This is a genomic window from Heliobacterium chlorum, from assembly GCF_014502795.1.
In the GTDB taxonomy this organism is placed as follows: domain Bacteria; phylum Bacillota; class Desulfitobacteriia; order Heliobacteriales; family Heliobacteriaceae; genus Heliobacterium; species Heliobacterium chlorum.
Genome location: NZ_JACVHF010000130.1, coordinates 1 through 721, shown reverse-complemented (window position 1 = coordinate 721; position 721 = coordinate 1). Strand labels below are relative to the sequence as shown.

Annotated in this window: 3 rRNA genes; all 3 read left to right on the top strand. The window is 50.3% G+C overall.

The annotated features are described in order from the left end of the window. Positions 1 to 89: ribosomal RNA gene (locus H1S01_RS20555) — 16S ribosomal RNA — on the top strand; the annotation flags it as partial. Between the two features lie 220 nt (positions 90 to 309). Beyond that, positions 310 to 426, top strand: a 5S ribosomal RNA gene (gene rrf / locus H1S01_RS20550). A 222-nt stretch (positions 427 to 648) separates the two neighbouring features. Beyond that, positions 649 to 721 (top strand): 23S ribosomal RNA (locus tag H1S01_RS20545); the annotation flags it as partial.

The following is a 721-nucleotide window of genomic DNA, read 5'->3' as shown; positions in this document are numbered from 1 at the left end:
GGAGCCAGCCGCCGAAGGTGGGGTCGATGATTGGGGTGAAGTCGTAACAAGGTAGCCGTATCGGAAGGTGCGGCTGGATCACCTCCTTTCTATGGAGACTCGTCACGGTAGAGGATGAACCTTGCTAGTTTTTCTAGTGAAGGGATGAAACCTCTACGCAGTGAGATGTCGAGGTCGAACGCATGCAATGCAACACAACTGTTTGATTTTGAGGGACTGGAGAAACTTACCGGTTGAAAAGCTCAACTCGGTGTAGTAAACTTCTAAATCCGGTGGCGAACCGGATGAACCTCAACAACTGCAAACTGATCTGGTGGCAATGGCGGAGGGGTCACACCCGTTCCCATCCCGAACACGGAAGTTAAGCCCTCCTGCGCCGATGGTACTTGGGACGTTGGTCCCTGGAAGAGTAGGTCGCTGCCGGATTGACCGGGTTTTATTACCCGGCAGACCTGACAAACGTCAGGTTTTCATATAACCGCCCTTATGTGGCGGAAATGTTCCTTGAAAACTGCACAGAGGTAAAGTAAAGCGCAAAGCAATAATCATTACAGCGTAGTTGTTTTTGACCGTTTGGCCCTTTGTTTGCAAAGGCAAGCGAATGTCAGATTGGCCGAAACAGCACGAAGTAATCATCATTGAAAATAAGGTCAAGTTAGTAAGGGCATACGGTGGATGCCTAGGCGCTGAGAGGCGAAGAAGGGCGCGGATAACTGCGAAA